A 14,502-nucleotide genomic window follows, 5' to 3' on the forward strand; every position below is an offset into this window, starting at 1 on the left:
AGGCAATTGAGCGCGGTGATGCTTTACAAGATCTCATTCACTGTTTATAGTTCGCTTCATTGCGGAGGAGTGGCCGAGTGGTTGAAGGCACCGGTCTTGAAAACCGGCGACGCGAAAGTGTTCTAGAGTTCGAATCTCTACTCCTCCGCCAAAAAAATTCAACGAGTTAGCTTAGGCTGGCTCGTTTTTTTTTGTTATCTGAACCAACAAGTGTTTTTACCTTGCATCACTGATGCGGCTATTGTCCGTAACGACATTCATATTGAATCAGTATGAGCGTGTAGCGACGCTGTAGTGCGAATTTATCCCTTAGATAATTCATTCAGAAATGAATATTAACGATTGGTAAAATAAATAGGTATCGCGTTCTTCGTCATCAATAAATGAATAGCTGCTGGCCGTAAATAATAACGCAATAAATATCTATGCTATTTATTGCGGGCATATCCATAACTGGCGGTATGCATTAAATAGCATTCTGGCCGAGAAAACATAAACGTTACGGAAAACGATAAAGTAGTGCCTGAACGTGGATTAAATCAGGAAGTCGTCCTGAGTTTTATAAACCACCAACTCCAACAATGCGCGATATTTCTCCTGAAAAGCGGCATTGGCTTCTGTTTCAATCTTGTGAACTAATTTCGCGATGATGGCTTTGTTACTGACGGAATGGCCGGATTGAATGATCTCTTCGACAATGTTACCGAGCATTTCCATGTCGCTGATCCGAGAATCAAGACCGAGAGCGTCAGATATCGGGAGCTCATTTTTGGGCACCTCTGAATGCATTGCTTTTCCTCCCTTGCCTTGTGCGTTTTCTGACGAGATTAATGCACGCCTTAACAGACAGCACGAATGTGCCGTCCGCAAGATATGAATAAATGGTTAGTTAACTTTAGTCGATCATCCGCATAAAACCAGCCGATAAGATAAATAAGCACAGCGTGACCAAGCGATGCTTATGAACGCGAAAGGATGACGCCGATCAATGGTCAGGCGGATAAATATAAATCTATCGTTCCTCTCCAATATTATGTCTGAAATAATATTGTGAGACGCATAACTTCAATAAGTTAAACATGACAAGATGAAAGGAGGCAGGGAAAAGCATTCACTGAACATAAAGACTATTAATGCATTTTGATTACGTCCTATAAGATTTTTATTTGTACCAAAAGATGACATTTTTCTGTGTTACATGTCTTTTTATCAAAAGAGCCCCGTAGTTTACCTGGAGTGTTGGCATGCAAAAGATCAGAGCAAAAGCAGTTTGTCTTTTCCGAAACAATGGCAAGATTCTGTTAGCAGAAGGGTATGACCCTGTAAAAAATGAGCATTATGTATTGCCGCTTGGTGGTGGTGTCGACTTTGGCGAATTGTCACAGGCGGCAGCAGAAAGGGAAGTTCAGGAGGAGATTAGTGCAGCCACCAAGGACTTTTTGTTGCTGGGTGTTTCAGAGAATATTTTTTCCTACAATGGCAAACCTGGGCATGAGATTGTCTTTGTTTATGAGGCTCGCTTTCAGGATGAATCGCTTTATCAGCAGGATATTATCCATGGTATAGAGACAAATGGCATGCCGATCATTACCCGCTGGTTTGATATTGATCTACTGCGCTCAGGGGAAATCAAATTTTATCCTAATGGTATAGTGGATATGATCTAGCCAGCCTGGCTGGAGTGACGACAGGCCGTTGCCTCCATGAGGATAATGAGTGCCGATGTTAAGTGCCAAAATAAGGAAAAAAGATGCGGGTTTTGGTCGTGATTGATATGCAGAATGCGGTGTTTGCAACGCCAAGAGCGCGGCAGGCGCAGACGGTCGCATTGATAAACCAGCTTTCAGGCGCAGCAGATCGGACGATTTTCATTCAGCATGAAGAAGAGGGTATGTTGTCTGGCAGCGAGGGATGGCAGTTATTACCTGAGTTGAACCAGCCAGAAGGATGTTTGTCCATCACCAAAACGGCGTGCGATGCATTCTACCGTACGCCGTTAGCCGATGTTCTGGCGGAACTGGGAACTGACCACCTGACGATTTGCGGATGTGCGACGGATTATTGCGTTGATACAACGATTAAAAATGCGGCCAGTCTAGGCTACGCATTGACGATCGCCGCCGATGCACATACGACAGCCAATCGCGGCGAGCTGAAAGCAGAACAATTAATCGCACATTATAACGATGTATGGCGGAATTTTATTATTCCAGGCAACACGATTACGGTAGAAACAACGGAGCACATCGTTGCTTCATGGATGTCAACCGCGAGTTCTATGTAAAATATTATCCCTGCCAGCATCACCTTGAATAGATACACTCTTTCATCCGTAGGGTATCTATTCAAGGGCGCTTTAAAAAAACGCTGGTAGTGAGATAACGGCACCTGACTGATTAAAAATAGCGGGCAACATGTGTAAAAGTGAACGGGATCATATTCTGCTGACGATAGGCGAACTACGCTTCTTACATACTGAGAGGTGATCAGTTATCCACGCAGGGGGAGGTGATTATGTACACGAGCATCCTAGTGCCAGTAGATATAGAACAAGATGAACTCACTAAGCACGCGGTTACGCATGCAGTCAGGTTGGCCAAAATGTCAGGTGCCGCTATACACCTCTTTCATTCCCTCCCGGATGCATCGGCGTTCCTATCTGCGTACTCTTTTGGCATAAAAGAGTTTGAGAATGAGGCAGTAGTGAAAGCGAATGACAAACTCAAATCACTGATGAAAGCGATCGATCTGCCAGCATCGCGTTTATCATGCAGCGTCAGTTTTGGTTCGGCCAGAGACGAAGTGTTAGCGCTGGCGGAGGAGATGAATGTGGATTTGATCGTAATCGGTTCGCGGCGGCCGGATGTGAAAACCTATCTGCTTGGCTCAAATGCCGCAGCTATCGTTCGCTATGCGAAAATGTCCGTATTAGTTGTTCGGTAGTTTTTTGGTATAACGCAACTGCCGCATTGGGATTTGGCGATGAGGCAGTTGCGGTGCTACGCAGCAGCTCTGCGGTAACGCCGCTTCCCGCCGTTTGTGAACCATCAACGTGTCCACTGTATATAATGCGGCTGCTGCAAGATGGGCTCCCTTCCGAGAAGCTGCGCGTTAAAAAATGGAGAACAGCAGGACAACAGGAAAGCTAAGCGGCCAAGTTAGGCCGATAATTAACGAGGCAAAGAATCGGATGAATAGGGATTTATCTTTACTTAACAAGAACGTTGCGACCAAGGCGATGACAAAACCGATCGTGTAGGTAAGTTTGATGAGTTCCCATAGGGAGTGATGTGGCACGTTTTTTTCCTTTTATCCTCGGAGCGCCTGCATTTTATGTTGTTAATATTTTATGATCAATTTTTTAACCCATAATGGGTAGCTCGAAGGCCGCGTTCTGCGGTGCGTATTTTTTACTACAGTTATTATCCTCTGGTTAAAATGAGACCTTCGGTATGAAAACGACGCTGTCTGTTGTGATGGTGTGTGCAGTGGCTCTGCTTTCTTTTTCTACGCTTAGTATGGCGAAAACGCCCAGGATTTCTGATGAGCAGATCAAAGAACGAATCATTCAGGAATCAATTTCTTCTTATTTTGGTCATTGTCCTTGTCCTTATAATTCAGCGCGTAATGGCAGCAAGTGTGGCAAACGTAGCGCATGGAGCCGAGCGGGGGGAGATTCGCCGCTCTGTTACAAAGACGACGTGACTCGGAAAATGATTGATGACTGGAGAATGAGAAACGGGAATACGTAATATTCAGCAGGGAAATAAAAATATCGGAATAATAATCTCTTTGCTAAGAAATTAATCACACTCTTTTTGTGACATAAATATTAAATTTTTATTTCAGTATGGACATTGCTTGCTGGCTGTCATAGCTTACTGTTTTACCCCATGAGAAAGGTAATAAAATGAGTGAGATATCTAGCCTGTCCCTGAAAATTTCCCCAGAGCTGAAAGAAAAAATCAAAGCGGCTGCCTTGGAAAACGAAGTCTCTATCAGTGCAGAAGTTAGCGCTCGGTTACTGAGGAGTTTTGATGAAAGCTATCAGGTTTCTGAGCTGGTTGACAGTCAGGGCACCGAAGAAGTCGGTGCAGAAGCGCCGTTAACGCAGAAAGAGCTAAAGAAAGTCCGGGAATTGTTGAAAGGTAAATCCAAGTCGGCCTCTAAGAAAAAGTAATGGAATGTGGCCCTGAATCCTTGATTGATTCACAAAACCAATAGCAAAATTAAATCGCCTAGGCGCGTTGATGAAACTGCGTCTGGGTGAGTATTTTTTTGTCCAAATTCACACAGCTTGTATCGAGCACGGGAAGTGATTAAAAGCGCGTTAGAGCACCTCGCTCACCTCGCTCACCTCATTCCCTCTATTTCTTCTACTTCCCACTTGCGACATAATATAAATACAGACAATGTTTATTTAAATATATAACAAAATGTTATTATTTATTTCTGTTTTATTGTTACATCCTGAATACTATATTCACTTCGCCTAAAAATCACATACCTTATAAATAGATAGATTGTAAGAAAATGATCGATTAAATGGATATTAATGCCATAAGTTAGAAAATATAAAGATTATCTACAAAAGGCCGATACCACCTCCGGTGTCAGGAAAATTTGTTCTGCTGTGTATTTGTTTCTTGTCGCTGCGATTAAACCATAATTTTAGTGATGGTAATTCTCCTAGGTTTAACGCGATAGGGGAATGTAGCAAGCTAGGTCATGGTACGGGGAAATGCGGTGAAAGATGGGGTGTAAAAGATGACGTTTTTTCGACTGCTAACATGTGTAGAGGTCTTGTATTGCTCCCGTATCTGGTTAGACCAATTCGACTGTGCCACCAGGAATATGGTTTGATCAGCCTGTCTGCCTACGTATTGTTTATGTTTCTCACCAGGGTATATAAATGATCTGTCCAGAGATGTGTGTTTTTTGTTATGAAAAAGAGTATTGGAGCTATCTGTATTTATTGAATAAGTATTAATTTTTCAATTACATTTTTTATACAGAGAGAGAAAATTAATTAAGGAGATGTTAATGAGTTTATCCAACTGGCGTATAGGATATCGATTAGGGGCAGGGTTTTCTTTTCTGGTATTGATGCTTTTGGTAATCGGCAGCGTTGCTATTTCAAAATTGAGTGACTTTCACGAAAAGATGGATGAGATTGTTTCGAAAAATTATCCACTGACCGTCAAAAGTAATAAGTTAATTGATGAGCTGAATGGTTATCTCAATAATCAGCAACTGCTGCTACTGCTTAAATCAGAAAGTGAAATCAATAAACAGTTGGCGCTGAACAAGGAGCGTTCAGGGAGAATATCTGAACTCATGGAGTATCTGAACCAGTCCGTCAATGATGGTAAATCTGTTGCGGTACTGCGTGATATTGGCGACATTCGACGCGATTTCCTTGCTTCAGCGAACAAACTCGCTTCACTGATATCGGCAGGGAACACGGACGCCGCTGCCGAAGAATACTTCAACGTTACGCGTGTTACTCAGGCAAAATACACCAGTAAGGTCAACGAATTCATCGATATACAGGATGATAAGATGTCATCCTCAGCGCAAACGGTAGGAGAAAGCTACAAAAACGCGCTGATGGTTCTCGCTACGATCATTATCATCAGTGCGCTGGCTGGGTTGGTTATTGCTTCGTTGATTACTCGCAGTGTCACTCAGCCGCTACAGGAAGCGCTGGGTGTTGCTGAAAATGTCGCGAAAGGCGATCTGACCTCTGAGATTTATACCGGTCGTAAAGATGAAACCGGTCAGCTGTTATCCGCCTTGAACAATATGAACAGCAGCCTACGACAGATTGTTAGCCAGGTGCGCGATGGCGCAGAAACGATCTCCAGCGCGGCATCGCAAATTGCCGCGGGGAATCAGGATCTATCTGCCAGAACGGAAGAGCAGGCAAGTTCGCTGGAAGAAACGGCGTCATCGATGGAACAGCTGACATCGACGATCAGAAATACTGCCGATAATACGACGCAGGCGACAGATCTTGCAGCCAGCGCGTCTGAAACAGTGAAGAAAAGCGGTGCCATGATGGAAACGGTCACGCAGGAAATGCGCGGTATCCGCGATTCGTCACAGCGAATGGCGGAAATTATCGGCGTGATTGATGGCATTGCATTCCAAACTAACATTCTGGCGCTGAATGCGGCCGTTGAAGCGGCGCGTGCCGGTGAACAGGGCAGAGGATTTGCCGTTGTCGCCAGTGAGGTTCGTGCGCTGGCTCAGCGAAGCGCTACGGCGGCAAAAGAAATCAAAGAGTTGATCGATGACTCGTTCAAGAAAGTGCAAGATGGCATGGGACTGGTAGAAGAAACTGGCGTGACGATGAACTCGCTGGTGACGAATGTACAGGGCGTGACGGGAATCATCAGCGAAATTGCGCAGGCCAGCCGTGAGCAAAGCGATGGCATTAACCAGATCAATTTGGCCGTTGGGCAGATTGATACGACAACCCAGCAAAACGCCGCGTTGGTTGAAGAATCTGCCGCTGCTGCGCTCTCTTTGCAGGATCAGGCAAATAGCCTCGCGCGTACGGTCAGCGTATTCAACCTTGGTTCATCGTACAAAAGTGCGATGTTGAATAGAAAAATGGAAACGCCAACGCTGGCCGCACCTAAACATAACCGTGCAGAAAAAACCGCTGCTAAAGGTGAGCTAGCGGATTGGACGACGTTCTAACGTCTGTCGTTAGCCGATATTACTGATTGCCCGCCATTATGTGGCATAAATTGTGTTGCACAAGTTATGTCGCATAATGGCGGTTTTTTTATGGTTCTATAGACATGATAGCCGTGCGGAAATCAGTTTTTGACCATAGCCTGCGTTGAACGGTTCATGTACCACCGAGCCGTGTCAATCAGCAGAAAAATAAGCAGGCTGATCCCCATGACGGGCAAACTCACAGCCAACAGCACCGTAATGAGTACAATGAGCAGGCGGTGAAAGACAGGAACCTGCATCAAGGCTGCCGTCAGCGTGTTGACCGGATTCGCACCATGACGAGATTTCGGGCGACGTATCCACCACATCCGATAACCCCACACGATCATTGCACAGAGTCCAAGCCCAAACGCCGCAAGGATGAGTTGGTTTGGTAACCCGAATAACACGCCCATGTGTGCATCCACGCCCCAACGAGTGAGCTTGGCGGCCAGTGGGAAGGTGTTGAAATCGGTTTTGTCTACAATCTCCAGCGTATCAGGATTTACCGACACGGCATCCACTTGTGTTGGCCAGGCGCGGTCGATCTCCGTGACGGTCCAAGCACGGTGCGGCTGAGTGGCGGGGCGAATTTCGATTTTATTGGCATCAATCCCAGCATGATGTGCGGCAGCCAGCACCTTGTCAAATAACGCAGGTGAAGATGCGTCGACATTTCCTATCGGCATTGACACATGGTGTTCTGCGTGTTCATCCGTAGCCATCGCCATATCGTGACCGTGCATCATGTCGTGGTTAAGCATGGGAGCAGGCAATTGGGTTTTCACTGATGGGGTTTGCCATCCTAGCGCGGTGCGGGCGACAGAAATGTTGCTTCCAGCCCACTGTGACCAGGTTAACCCCGTTGCGGAGAAAAAGAGCAGGCCAAGCACGAGACTCAGCCCCATCGTGGTATGCCAGTGACGCAGACGCTGTGTCTTCGCTGCCGTCGTCTGGCTATTTTTCAACTTCCGCCGTTTGGTTGCTGACGACTGGTGGCGAGTGGACCACCAAATGACGATGCCGCCTAGCGCTGCAACCCACAGCCAGGACGCCGCCAGTTCACTGTAATTACGTCCGACATCGCCCAACAGTAGACCGCGGTGCAGGTAATCAAGCCAGATACGAAATGGCAGGATGCCGCTGGTGCCGTAAACTATCTCACTGCCGCGGTTTTCCAGCGAAACGGGATCGATGAAAACAGCGCGGCTTTCCGATGGCCCGAGTTCCGGTAAGGCAAACATCACACGAGTGGTTTCTCCGGCGGCAGGTGCAGGACGTACCGCCAGTAATTTTGCATCCTGGTGGTGAGTGAGGCTCGCCTGTGCGGCACGGATTTGTTCAGTCAGTGAATGCGACGCGCCTTGGCTTTCAGTAAATAGCTGGTGTGAATACAGCCGATTTTCAATCTGCGGCGTCAGGACATACAGCGTTCCTGTCAGAGCGGCGATAAAAATAAAAGGACCGACAAAAATACCGATATAAAAATGCAGCCGGATGAACAGCGCGACGATCGCGGCACGTGGCGATACGTTGTCTACCGGGTGTTGAGCCGATGCGGTTTCTCCGGCTGTGCGCGTACTGGAGGTGGCAGCAGTGGCTGATGCCTGAGTAGGGTGTGGCATAAAACCCTCTGAAATCATTTAGCAAAAAAATGAACAAACGCCACACCTAAAAAGGTATAGCGCGATGCGTTATAAATGCATATGGGCATGATGATGCATGATTCAGAACGGAGGGGCGCGCACCACTGGAGAAGCATAGCGTTCAGGAAGGACAATACGGGAGATAAAATGAATAACCCGTGCTGCGGATAAAGGGGCGGTCAGTATGGGGTTGAGAGATCCTGCTGCGAATAGCGCTGGGGTATATGAAAAGAGTACACAGTAACCGCAAGCGGCATGATCCATCATCATCGACGGCGATGAAGGAGAATGGTGTGATGGCGTTGCGTGGTGCCCGGACATCGTGTGCCCGGTATGCGATTGCTCCGCTAGGTTGCCGCTGTGGCTGGTGTGCGCTGTTGCACTATTGTCATGGCGCTCATCTTCATGATGCCCCTGTTCATGAACGCGATGCTCACGTTCGTGAAGCACCAGTGTTTGTGAAATCACGGGTGCAACGAAGATGGTCAAAATAGCGAAGATACCGACCCAGGCTGGGAAACGTCGCCGTTGTAGCGCGGACAAAAGCATAGCAGTCTTAATTCAACAGTACCGAGTTCAGTCAGGGAGTGTACTTTACTTGTCCCTGCATTGTTACACAAATGTTTATACCGATAGGCCTCAGGCAACATGCGAACCGATGCCAATATTCATTCCTGTGTGGATCGGTGGCGCGCCAGAAAATTGCACGGGCGTAAACGGAATAATCCTACGCACGCATCAGTCGATATTCGCTATAGTCCGTGGCTGTTTTCCACGTTTACTACTCGGTTTATCATGCTTTAGCGTTCTCGTTGTTTAAACGCTGACCTATTATGATGAACAATATCTTTATCAAGTTGTCGGAAAGCTAACTTATCCATTAATATGGATTTTAGTTGATTGAAGCACACGAACAGGGGGAGCTGTGCTGGATAATAAATTTGGGTTTAAACAGCGGGTTGCTAGCCTTCGCTGGCTGTCCGCCGCCGTTATGCTGTCTGTCAGCGCAGTGCCGGCGTGGGCATTCTCTATTGATGATGTGGCACAGCAGGCTGAAAAGCTGGCTGGAAAAGGTTTTGAAGCGCCGAAAAGTAATCTTCCTGCGCAATTCCGTGATATGAAATTTGCGGACTACCAGCAAATTCGTTTCAATAACGACAAATCATACTGGAATAATGTACAGACGCCTTTCAAACTCCAGTTTTACCATCAGGGCATGTATTTCGATACCCCGGTGAAAATTAATGAAGTGACGGCGACAACGGTTGATGAGATTAAATACTCTTCTGAGTATTTTGATTTTGGCTCCGTCAACCACGATCCTGAAACGGTTAAGAATCTCGGTTTTGCCGGTTTTAAAGTTCTCTATCCGATCAATAAAGCCGATAAGAACGATGAAATCGTCAGTATGCTGGGTGCCAGCTATTTCCGTGTGGTAGGTAAAGGCCAGATTTATGGCTTATCTGCGCGTGGTTTGGCGATCGATACCGCGTTGCCTTCTGGTGAAGAGTTCCCACGTTTCCGTGAGTTCTGGATTGAACGTCCAAAACCAAATGATAAACACCTGGTGATTTATGCACTGTTGGATTCTCCACGTGCCGCAGGAGCTTATCGGTTTACCGTTTACCCAGGGCGTGACAGCGTCGTAGACGTTCAGGCTAAAGTGTTCATGCGTGACAAAGTGGGCAAGCTAGGCATCGCTCCGCTGACCAGTATGTATCTGTTTGGGCCGAACCAGCCGTCGCCGACGCTGAACTACCGTCCAGCACTGAATGACTCTAACGGTTTGTCAATTCATGCCGGTAATGGTGAATGGATTTGGCGTCCGCTGAATAATCCTAAGCACCTGTCCGTGAGCACTTACGCGATAGAAAATCCGAAAGGGTTTGGTCTGCTGCAACGCGGTCGTGATTTTACTGCTTATGAAGATCTCGACGATCGTTACGATCTGCGCCCAAGCGGCTGGGTTGAACCGAAAGGCGAGTGGGGTAAAGGAAAAGTCGAGCTGGTTGAAATTCCTACTGCGGATGAAACCAACGACAACATCGTTGCTTTCTGGACGCCTGATGTGTTGCCAGAAACGGGCAAACCTCTGGATCTTAAATATCGTCTGCACTTTACGCGCGACGAAGATCAACTGCATTCCCCTAACATCGCCTATGTCCAACAGACTCGCCGTTCTGCCGGTGATGTGAAACAATCTAACCTGATCCGCCAGCCTGACGGCACGATCGCTTACATTGTGGATTTTGTTGGACCGAATTTAAAAGAGTTGGATGAGAACGCTCCAGTAGCCTCTCAGGTCAGCATTGGCGACAACGGCGAGATTGTAGAAAATAATGTTCGCTATAACCCAGTAACTCATGGTTGGCGTCTGACGCTGCGTTTGCGTGTGAAGGATGCGAAACAGCCGACCGAAATGAGAGCTGCGTTGGTTAATGGCGAGACGACATTGACTGAAACCTGGAGCAATCAGCTGCCTGCTAATGAATAAGTCAACTTCTTCTCTCGATTATATTGAGAAATTACCTCTGCCTGCCGAGCAGGCAGAGGTTCTTCGCGAAAAATTACCGCAAGCGGCCTGGAACGATCAGGCCGTTTTGCATCAAACCTTATCTGAAAATAGCCAATCTGAAGGTCATCAGGTTAATGTTCAGGCCGAAGACGATGTTGCATTGCATTCCGTGCAGGCACGTCTTGAAATGGCTTGGGAAGATGGCCTGGACAACGGTAAGCAACTCGGCACTGACAGAGAAGGGCGGACGGCATTAAAAGCGATGCCCGTTATTACTCGCGCTTCTATGTTCCCGGACGTCTGGCGGACGAATCCATTGGTTCGCTGGTGGGAAAGCCTGTTGGGCCGTACTGTGCCGCCTCGCCCTCATTACAGCCCGGAAGAGAAAATTTCCGAAAACCGCTGGCGTCTGGTAGGGACAATCCGCCGCTATATTCTGCTGGTGTTAACGCTGTTTCAGACGGCGATCGCAACCTGGTACATGAAAACCATCCTGCCTTATCAGGGATGGGCGCTCATCAATCCGTTTGAAATGGCAGGGCAACCGTGGACGCGCTCGCTGATGCAACTGCTTCCTTATGTGTTGCAAAGCGGCATACTGGTTCTGTTTGCCGTGTTGTTCTGCTGGGTGTCTGCGGGGTTCTGGACCGCACTGATGGGGTTCTTGCAACTGCTGATTGGTCGAGATAAATACAGTATCTCTTCCACAACGGTGGGTAATGAACCGCTGAACCCAGAGCATCGCACGGCGTTAATCATGCCGATTTGTAACGAAGACGTAGAACGCGTATTTGCGGGATTGCGTGCGACGTATGAATCTGTTGAAGCGACGGGCAATCTTGAGCATTTTGATATTTACGTTCTGAGCGACAGTAACGATCCCGATATCTGTGTGGCAGAGCAAAAAGCCTGGATGGAGCTGTGTCGTGATGTCGGCGGTGCAGGGCGTATTTTCTATCGCCGTCGCCGTCGCCGCGTTAAACGTAAAAGCGGCAATATCGATGACTTCTGCCGCCGCTGGGGCAACCAGTACAGCTACATGGTCATTCTGGATGCCGATAGCGTCATGAGCGGTGAATGCTTGACGTCTCTGGTCAGGCTGATGGAAGCGAACCCGAACGCGGGTATCATCCAGTCTTCACCGAAAGCGTCAGGTATGGATACGCTATATGCACGCTGTCAGCAGTTTGCGACGCGTGTTTACGGCCCGCTGTTCACTGCTGGCCTGCACTTCTGGCAACTGGGTGAATCACATTACTGGGGACATAACGCGATTATCCGCGTGAAACCGTTCATCGAGCACTGTGCTTTGGCACCGCTGCCGGGTGAAGGGTCGTTTGCTGGTGCGATTCTTTCTCACGACTTCGTCGAAGCGGCGCTGATGCGTCGCGCAGGGTGGGGGGTGTGGATCGCCTACGATCTTCCGGGAAGTTATGAAGAGCTGCCGCCTAACCTGCTGGATGAGCTGAAACGTGACCGTCGCTGGTGCCATGGTAACCTGATGAACTTCCGGCTGTTCCTGGTCAAAGGTATGCATCCGGTTCACCGCGCTGTTTTCCTTACCGGCGTAATGTCTTATCTGTCGGCACCGCTGTGGTTTATGTTCCTGATGCTTTCTACCGCGTTACAGGTTGTGCATACGCTTATGGAGCCTCAGTATTTCCTGCAACCTCGGCAGTTGTTCCCCGTCTGGCCACAGTGGCGGCCGGAACTGGCTATCGCACTGTTCTCGACGACGTTGGTCTTGCTGTTTTTGCCAAAACTATTGAGCGTGATTCTGGTGTGGGCGAAAGGCGCAAAAGAATACGGCGGTGCTTTCCGAGTATTTATTTCGCTGTTGCTGGAAATGCTGTTCTCGGTCTTGCTGGCACCGGTTCGTATGTTGTTCCACACGGTGTTTGTTGTCAGTGCGTTTCTCGGCTGGTCGGTGCAGTGGAATTCTCCACAGCGTGACGACGATGCAACTCCGTGGAGCGAGGCGTTTGTGCGCCACGGTTCCCAATTGATTTTGGGGCTGGTTTGGGCGATTGGTATGGCATGGTTAGATCTGCGCTTCCTGTGGTGGCTGGCTCCGATAGTCTTCTCGCTGATATTGTCACCATTTGTTTCGGTGTATTCGAGCCGTGCGTCATTAGGGCTGGGCTGTAAACGTGCCAAGCTGTTGCTGATACCGGAAGAATTCAATCCGCCGCGTGAACTGGTTGCAACCGATGAATATTGTCGACTGAACCATCAGCGTAGGCTGGATAGCGGGTTTATGCAGGCTGTCTTTGATCCGTCAATTAACGCCCTTGCCAGCGCAATGGCGACGGCGCGTCATCGCTTTAGTCGGGCGATCGAAGACGTACGTGAAAAGAATGTGCGTGAGGCCTTGAATCGTAAGCCGGAAGAGGTGAGCAATAATCAACGTCTGGCACTGCTTAGCGATCCCGTTACGATCTCGCGCTTACACTATCATGTGTGGCAAAAACCTGAAGCCTATGCTGCGTGGATTGAGTCTTACCAGAAACTTCCCGCACCTCATATCAAAGGCTAACGTCGTGTTGGCATGAAAGATAAAGCAACGGCAACCAATTGCCGTTGCTTTTTTTTCGTCTGTCACTCTGTCACAAGGTAAGGTATCCCCGTTCCTGCAGTGAGTAACCGGTATAGAAAGGTGCTCGTTAATACAGGGGCAGCTCGCCTTCTGGGCGGGTTTTGAAACGGCGGTGCAGCCACATGTATTGGTCACGTGCGAGCAGAATATTCTGTTCAACGATGTTGTTCATCCACACGGCAGTTTCGGTTTCATTATCTACAGGGGCATTCTGTTCTGCAGGTTGAATCAGCAGTTCATAGCCTTTTCCGTCAGGCTGGCGGCGTGGGACAAAAGGAATGACGGCAGGCCTCGCGGTCTTTATCAGCATATAACTACCGCGGGTTGTCGCTGCGTTATCGACGGTGAAGAGCGGAGCAAAGACACTACTTTGTGGGCCGTAATCATGATCGGGAGCATACCAGATGATCTCTCCCTGCTTGAGTGCGCGAATCATCCCTTTGAGATCTTTACGATCCAGCATGGACTTATTAGAACGTAGTCTTCCCCAGGTCTGTAACCAATCGATCAGCTTGTTATCGTTTGGGCGGTACACACCGATACCAGGATTGTGCATGCCAAAGATACGGGCTCCCAATTCCAGCGTCAGGAAATGCAGACCAATGAGCAACACGCCTTGCTGCTTTTCCAATACAGGGCGGATATGTTCAAGCCCAGTCACCGTAAACCAGCGTTCGATACGCCAGTTTGGCCAAAACCAGGCCATACCGGTTTCAATTACGCCCATGCCGACAGATTCAAAATTTTTCCTGACTAATGCATCACGCTCAGCCTGCGGCATGTCGGGAAAGCACAGTTCGAGGTTACGGGCGGCAACGTTGACGCGCTTTGGCAATAGACGCAGAGCCAAATGACCCAGTGCGGTACCGATACGATACAGAACGGGATAGGGAAGTAAAACGATGAGGTAAAGGATGCCGATGCCCAACCAGGTGAGCCAGTAGCGCGGATGTAGCAATGAACGATTAAAAGAAGGGATTTGTGTCATGGCCTCAGTATCAATATTTTGGTGCTGC

13 protein-coding genes and 1 tRNA gene are annotated in these 14,502 nt (G+C 48.3%); 9 read left to right on the top strand and 5 right to left on the bottom strand.

The features are described from left to right. The first annotated feature begins 63 nt into the window (after positions 1–63). Positions 64–151, top strand: a tRNA-Ser gene (locus H0247_RS11330). 383 nt (positions 152–534) lie between these two features. Here H0247_RS11330 and H0247_RS11335 read toward each other — a convergent pair. Continuing rightward, positions 535–717, bottom strand: a complete 183-nt coding sequence (locus tag H0247_RS11335) for a biofilm/acid-resistance regulator YmgB/AriR (protein WP_255433945.1) — start codon at positions 715–717, stop codon at positions 535–537. A 527-nt stretch (positions 718–1,244) separates the two neighbouring features. Between H0247_RS11335 and H0247_RS11340 the strand changes: the two genes are divergently transcribed. From H0247_RS11340 to H0247_RS11350, 3 genes are all read left to right on the top strand, one after another. Further along, positions 1,245–1,667, top strand: a complete 423-nt coding sequence (locus H0247_RS11340; protein ID WP_180742625.1) for an NUDIX hydrolase — start codon at positions 1,245–1,247, stop codon at positions 1,665–1,667. An 83-nt stretch (positions 1,668–1,750) separates the two neighbouring features. Beyond that, positions 1,751–2,284, top strand: coding sequence for an isochorismatase family protein (locus H0247_RS11345; protein ID WP_180742626.1), 534 nt, complete (start codon positions 1,751–1,753; stop codon positions 2,282–2,284). Positions 2,285–2,514: 230 nt separating this feature from the next. Beyond that, the gene (locus tag H0247_RS11350; protein ID WP_180742627.1) at positions 2,515–2,943 is read left to right on the top strand and encodes a universal stress protein; all 429 of its coding nucleotides are present in this window, start codon (positions 2,515–2,517) and stop codon (positions 2,941–2,943) included. Between the two features lie 168 nt (positions 2,944–3,111). Here the strand turns inward: H0247_RS11350 and H0247_RS11355 are convergent, their stop codons facing one another. Then, positions 3,112–3,297 (bottom strand): GhoT/OrtT family toxin, encoded by a 186-nt coding sequence (locus tag H0247_RS11355; protein ID WP_180742628.1) that lies wholly within the window; start codon positions 3,295–3,297, stop codon positions 3,112–3,114. A gap of 155 nt (positions 3,298–3,452) precedes the next feature. Between H0247_RS11355 and H0247_RS11360 the strand changes: the two genes are divergently transcribed. The 3 genes from H0247_RS11360 to H0247_RS11370 all read left to right on the top strand — a co-directional run bounded on the left by H0247_RS11360 (position 3,453) and on the right by H0247_RS11370 (position 6,708). After that, entirely contained in the window at positions 3,453–3,752 is a 300-nt protein-coding gene (locus H0247_RS11360; protein ID WP_180742629.1) for a hypothetical protein, read from the top strand. 158 nt (positions 3,753–3,910) lie between these two features. Next, positions 3,911–4,180, top strand: coding sequence for a hypothetical protein (locus H0247_RS11365; protein WP_180742630.1), 270 nt, complete (start codon positions 3,911–3,913; stop codon positions 4,178–4,180). Between the two features lie 863 nt (positions 4,181–5,043). Beyond that, the gene (locus tag H0247_RS11370) at positions 5,044–6,708 is read left to right on the top strand and encodes a methyl-accepting chemotaxis protein (RefSeq protein WP_180742631.1); all 1,665 of its coding nucleotides are present in this window, start codon (positions 5,044–5,046) and stop codon (positions 6,706–6,708) included. Between the two features lie 122 nt (positions 6,709–6,830). Here the strand turns inward: H0247_RS11370 and H0247_RS11375 are convergent, their stop codons facing one another. Together H0247_RS11375 and H0247_RS11380 are read right to left on the bottom strand one after the other, a co-directional pair. Next, positions 6,831–8,354: a PepSY domain-containing protein gene (locus H0247_RS11375; RefSeq protein ID WP_180742632.1), complete on the bottom strand. Its 1,524-nt coding sequence runs from the start codon at positions 8,352–8,354 to the stop codon at positions 6,831–6,833. Positions 8,355–8,456: 102 nt separating this feature from the next. Continuing rightward, complete coding sequence (locus tag H0247_RS11380) at positions 8,457–8,924, bottom strand: DUF2946 domain-containing protein (protein ID WP_180742633.1); 468 nt, start codon at positions 8,922–8,924, stop codon at positions 8,457–8,459. A gap of 442 nt (positions 8,925–9,366) precedes the next feature. Between H0247_RS11380 and H0247_RS11385 the strand changes: the two genes are divergently transcribed. Beyond that, entirely contained in the window at positions 9,367–10,869 is a 1,503-nt protein-coding gene (locus H0247_RS11385; protein WP_255433960.1) for a glucan biosynthesis protein G, read from the top strand. Then, a complete protein-coding gene (mdoH, locus tag H0247_RS11390) occupies positions 10,862–13,426 on the top strand; it encodes a glucans biosynthesis glucosyltransferase MdoH (RefSeq protein ID WP_180742635.1) in 2,565 nt (854 codons plus the stop codon). Before H0247_RS11385 ends, mdoH begins: the two co-directional genes overlap by 8 nt. A 127-nt stretch (positions 13,427–13,553) precedes the next feature. Here the strand turns inward: mdoH and H0247_RS11395 are convergent, their stop codons facing one another. Next, positions 13,554–14,474 (bottom strand): Kdo(2)-lipid IV(A) acyltransferase, encoded by a 921-nt coding sequence (locus tag H0247_RS11395; RefSeq protein ID WP_180742636.1) that lies wholly within the window; start codon positions 14,472–14,474, stop codon positions 13,554–13,556. Positions 14,475–14,502: the final 28 nt, after the last annotated feature.

The organism is Pectobacterium sp. CFBP8739 (assembly GCF_013449375.1).
GTDB lineage: Bacteria > Pseudomonadota > Gammaproteobacteria > Enterobacterales > Enterobacteriaceae > Pectobacterium.

Bases quoted from the DNA above. Each gene is read 5' to 3' on its own strand.
- H0247_RS11335 (WP_255433945.1), bottom strand. From the start codon at position 717: ATGGAAATGCTCGGTAACATTGTCGAAGAGATCATTCAATCCGGCCAT.
- H0247_RS11340 (WP_180742625.1), top strand. From the start codon at position 1,245: ATGCAAAAGATCAGAGCAAAAGCAGTTTGTCTTTTCCGAAACAATGGC.
- H0247_RS11345 (WP_180742626.1), top strand. From the start codon at position 1,751: ATGCGGGTTTTGGTCGTGATTGATATGCAGAATGCGGTGTTTGCAACG.
- H0247_RS11350 (WP_180742627.1), top strand. From the start codon at position 2,515: ATGTACACGAGCATCCTAGTGCCAGTAGATATAGAACAAGATGAACTC.
- H0247_RS11360 (WP_180742629.1), top strand. From the start codon at position 3,453: ATGAAAACGACGCTGTCTGTTGTGATGGTGTGTGCAGTGGCTCTGCTT.
- H0247_RS11365 (WP_180742630.1), top strand. From the start codon at position 3,911: ATGAGTGAGATATCTAGCCTGTCCCTGAAAATTTCCCCAGAGCTGAAA.
- H0247_RS11370 (WP_180742631.1), top strand. From the start codon at position 5,044: ATGAGTTTATCCAACTGGCGTATAGGATATCGATTAGGGGCAGGGTTT.
- H0247_RS11375 (WP_180742632.1), bottom strand. From the start codon at position 8,354: ATGCCACACCCTACTCAGGCATCAGCCACTGCTGCCACCTCCAGTACG.
- H0247_RS11380 (WP_180742633.1), bottom strand. From the start codon at position 8,924: ATGCTTTTGTCCGCGCTACAACGGCGACGTTTCCCAGCCTGGGTCGGT.
- H0247_RS11385 (WP_255433960.1), top strand. From the start codon at position 9,367: ATGCTGTCTGTCAGCGCAGTGCCGGCGTGGGCATTCTCTATTGATGAT.
- mdoH (WP_180742635.1), top strand. From the start codon at position 10,862: ATGAATAAGTCAACTTCTTCTCTCGATTATATTGAGAAATTACCTCTG.
- H0247_RS11395 (WP_180742636.1), bottom strand. From the start codon at position 14,474: ATGACACAAATCCCTTCTTTTAATCGTTCATTGCTACATCCGCGCTAC.